We start from the raw sequence: 3,983 nt of genomic DNA, 5'->3' as shown, positions 1-3,983 counted from the left end.
GCATAGGCGTGATGGCGTTCCTGGTTGATATCGAGCCAAGGCATCTTGACCTTGAGTGCGATGAACTGGCTGCGGCCGCCGGAAAGCATGATGTCGGCACGCGATTCCTTGAGCATGGCGTACATGTCGCGCGGGCGCATGTCGTCGAACATGTGCGCGTCCTCGCCCATGATCTCCTTGATCTTTTCCTTGTCCTCGGCCGTGGATTTCTTCACGCTGGTGCCGACCACTTCCATGCCGCCTTCCTGCAGCGCGGCGACCACCGACCACGACTTGACACCGCCGGTAATGAGCAGCACTTTCTTGCCTTCAAGCCGCTTGCGGTAATGGTTGATCTGCTCCCAGGCGCGGCTTTCCTCGCGGAAGATCAGTTTTTCCGTGCGCGACAGCAATTCTTCCGGCGCGCCTTGTTGCACCAGCAGTTTGGCGATCTGGCGCAGGCTGTCGCTCATGTCGCCTATGCCGTAGAACGAACCTTCGAAGAAGGGGATGCCGTAGCGTTCCTCCATCTTGCGCGCGACGTTGATCATGGCTTTCGAGCACACCATCATTGCCGCCTTGGCGCGGTGCGAATACGCCACTTCCTTGTACTTGGCGTCGCCTGAGATGCAGGAAAGGATGCGGATGCCGAGCTCGTCCAGCAGCGGTTTCACCTGCCACAACTCGCCGGCCAGGTTGTACTCGCCGATGATGTTGATGTCGTAAGGCGTGGTGTATTCCGGTTCTTCAGTGCCGATGACGTATTCCAGCAACGCCTCGCCCGCCAGCTTGTTGCCGAGATTCTTGCTGCCGACGAAGCCGGGCGCATTAATGGGGATGATGGGCTTGCCGAACTTGGCTGTCGCCGCCTTGCACACCGCCTCGATATCGTCGCCAATGAGTGCGGTGACGCAGGTCTGGTAAACGAAAACGGCAGGCGGGTCGTATTTGTCGAGGATTTCGCGGATGGATTTGTACAGGCGCTTCTCGCCGCCGTAGACCACATCCAGCTCGTTGATGTCGGTGGTGAAACCGGTGCGGTAGAGCAGCGAATCGGACGACTTTGCGCCGCGGTTGTCCCAGCCGTTGCCCTCGCAGGCGATGGGGCCGTGTACCAGATGCGCGACGTCGGTGATCGGCTGCAGGGCGATCTTGGCGCCATCGAAGGCGCAGCCCCCGGCCGCCGCACCGGGCGTCAGTTGCTTGGTACAGCCCTTTTTGCGTTCCTTCTCACCCTTGGCCTGGTTCTTGTCGCAACCGGGTTCGTTGAAAACGTCCTGCACCTTCTCGCTGAGGGATGCCATGATGGGTTCGCCTGTGTCTGTAATGGTCTGGATGACCAGGATAGTCAGACTTCAGCAAACTCCATGCCAGTCGGCGAGCGCTATTTAAGTATCTGTTTTTAATGGATAAGCGTGAAAATTGAGCTGCGTCGCAAACCCGACAAAAGCGACGTTTTACTGCCGAGAGGCGATATCAGGCCTTGTTCGCCTGCTCGGCGAGAAACTTCTCGATGACACTCGGCAACTGTTTGGGCGACCGGATGCGCAGCTGCTTGTTGACGTTGAACCTGCCGAATACCACTTCGATGTCGCCGGTGGAGACGCCGAACGCCGGTGCCAGGAACTTGACCATGTGGTCGGTCGCCTTGCCTGCTACCGGTGTGGCCGTGACGCTGACCTTGAGCTGGCGGCCCTTGACCTTGCCGATGGCATCCTTCTTCGCGCTCGGGGTGCCGAGGATATTCAGCACCAGGGTGTCGCCATCCCAGGCGCAGAATGCGTCCATGCTCATGCGTAGGCTGGGTTGGCCGGGCCTGGGGTTTGCTGCCATTGAGTGCTCCATTGTTCAGTTTTTGCGCCGGATATGATGCGCCGGGTTTCTCTCACTGAATTATAAGGCATGACGTGTACTGGAAAAAAAGATGCCTCCGGAGAGGAGGCGAAGAGAGGAGCCGTGATTATGAATAAGGTCATACTTTGGAGAGGGGTAGTGTCCTCTCCTCAGCCATTGCCTTTTGAGCGATAGCCGGAAAACTTTGGAGGTGGCTGGAAAACTATAAGCTCACCAGTACATCTTCATTACGCACGATGAACTGGCAGGCCAGACGCCATGGTGGCGGGATGTCATTGACTTCGGCATCCTTGATCTGGTCCTTGGTGATCTTGCCGGCGAGGTTGAGCACCGTCTTTTCCTTTTCGGTGAGGTGCATGCCCATGGGCTGCTTGTTGGCCAGGATGGTGACCTTGACCGCGCAGGAACCGCATTCGCCGTTCTCGCACTCGAAATCCACCGGGATCTTGTGCTCCTTGGCCAGAGCCAGCAGTGTGCTGGTATCGCCTGCCGTGGCATAGACCGTGAGGTCCTTTTTCATTTTTGGCGAGCTGAAAGTAATGTTTGCCATGTTGTTTCCTCGGGCTGGCGGTCATCGGGCGGCTGGCACCCGATGACCGTTCTGCGATTAACGGATGATGTCGAAACTGTAGTCCGTCGTTGCAATGCCGTTGGTGTCAGCGTCCATCACATCGAAGATCTTGTCGAGGATGGTGACCAGCACATTCATCGCACCTTGATAGCCCCACACTGGGTAACGATGCTTGTGGTGACGATCGAAGATCGGGAAGCCGAGGCGGATCAGCGGTGTGCCGGTGTCGCGGTCCAGGTATTTGCCGTAGGTGTTGCCGATGAGGAAGTCGACCGGCTCCGTGAACAGCAGTGAGCGCATGTGCCAGAGGTCCTTCTTGGCGTAGACGTGGCAGTTCTTGCCGAATGGCGAGGCATCGAACAGCGCCTGTACCTTGGCAGCCCAATCGGCGTCACCGTTGGTCGAGAGCACGTGCACAGGTTCTGCACCCAGTTCCAGCAGGAAGGCGGTGAGGCCCAGCATCAGGTCAGGGTCGCCGTACAGCGCGAACTTCTTGCCGTGAATGTGCGCGCTGGAGTCGGCGATGGCATCCACCAGGCGGCCGCGTTCCTTGGTGAGGCTTTCAGGAATCGGCTTGCCGGTCAGCTTGGAGACCGCCATCAGGAACTCGTCGGTACCTGCCACGCCAACCGGGTGGTGCAGGCGCACGACTTCCTGGCCATGCTCTTCGATAAAGGCAGCCGTCTTTTCTGCGCAGATCGATTGCATGACGATGGTGCCCTTGGCATGCAGCGCATTGGCAGCATCTTCCAATGTGGTGCCGCCATCGTACATGCGGAATTCGCCGTCAGTCGGTGTATCCCAGACGTCGGACGGGTCGCACAGCATGGTGTAATCGACGCCGAACTCATTGAGGATGCGCTTCACTTCGCGGTTGTTGCCGACCACGTAGCCGTCGAAGCCGCCGATGAAGTTGATGCTGTCATTGGGCTTGCGCACCATTGGTTCGGTCGTGCCGGCCTTGCCGTCCCAGAAGTGGGTCAGCACGCCGCGCAGCGCATTGTCGTAGCCGGTGATATGGCTGCCGACGAAGGCTGGCGTGTGGGCAAACGGTACGTCATATTCAGCCGGGATAGAGCCTTTTTCCTTGGAAGTCTTGATGAAGGCGTTGAGGTCATCGCCGATCACTTCCGCCATGCAGGTGGTGGAGACTGCTATCATCTTCGGCTTGTACAGGCTGTAGGAGTTGGCCAGACCGTCCACCATGTTGTTGAGGCCGCCGAACACTGCGGCGTCTTCCGTCATGGAGGAGGATACGCAGGAAGTCGGCTCCTTGAAGTGACGGCTGAAGTGCGAGCGGTAGTACGCTACGCAGCCTTGCGAACCGTGCACGAAGGGCAGGGTGCTCTCGAAACCGACGGCAGCGAACACGGCACCCAGCGGCTGGCAGGCCTTGGCTGGATTGACGGTCAGCGCTTCGCGGTTGAAGTTCTTCTCGCGGTATTCCCAGGTCTTGGCGTATTCCACCTGGCTTTTCATTTCCTCAAGCGGAACGGCATATTCAAAATTTTCCTTCTTGTTCGCGAACATTTCCTTGTATTCGGGTTCGCGGAACAACTCGAAGTGGTCTAATACTTTT

At 58.1% G+C, this 3,983-nt stretch carries 4 protein-coding genes; all 4 read right to left on the bottom strand.

Annotation, left to right across the window (positions count from 1 at the left end):
• The coding region (locus tag CVT63_08000; GenBank protein PKQ27440.1) for a nitrogenase iron-molybdenum cofactor biosynthesis protein NifE at window positions 1-1,283 on the bottom strand (1,283 nt) is incomplete at its 3' end.
• 172 nt (window positions 1,284-1,455) lie between these two features.
• Entirely contained in the window at window positions 1,456-1,767 is a 312-nt protein-coding gene (locus tag CVT63_07995; protein PKQ27439.1) for a hypothetical protein, read from the bottom strand.
• Between the two features lie 268 nt (window positions 1,768-2,035).
• Window positions 2,036-2,383 carry a ferredoxin gene (locus CVT63_07990; GenBank protein ID PKQ27438.1) on the bottom strand — a complete coding sequence of 116 codons (348 nt, stop codon included), beginning with the start codon at window positions 2,381-2,383 and terminating at the stop codon, window positions 2,036-2,038.
• 57 nt (window positions 2,384-2,440) lie between these two features.
• Window positions 2,441-3,961 (bottom strand): nitrogenase molybdenum-iron protein subunit beta, encoded by a 1,521-nt coding sequence (nifK, locus tag CVT63_07985; protein ID PKQ27441.1) that lies wholly within the window; start codon window positions 3,959-3,961, stop codon window positions 2,441-2,443.
• Window positions 3,962-3,983 lie beyond the last annotated feature (22 nt).

This window comes from Candidatus Anoxymicrobium japonicum, assembly GCA_002843005.1.
Classification (GTDB): domain Bacteria; phylum Actinomycetota; class Geothermincolia; order Fen-727; family Anoxymicrobiaceae; genus Anoxymicrobium; species Anoxymicrobium japonicum.
This window is presented reverse-complemented; position numbering and strand designations above follow the sequence as displayed.

Coding starts and splice junctions, on each gene's coding strand:
- CVT63_07995 (PKQ27439.1), bottom strand. CDS start 1,767: ATGGACGCATTCTGCGCCTGGGATGGCGACACCCTGGTGCTGAATATC.
- CVT63_07990 (PKQ27438.1), bottom strand. CDS start 2,383: ATGGCAAACATTACTTTCAGCTCGCCAAAAATGAAAAAGGACCTCACG.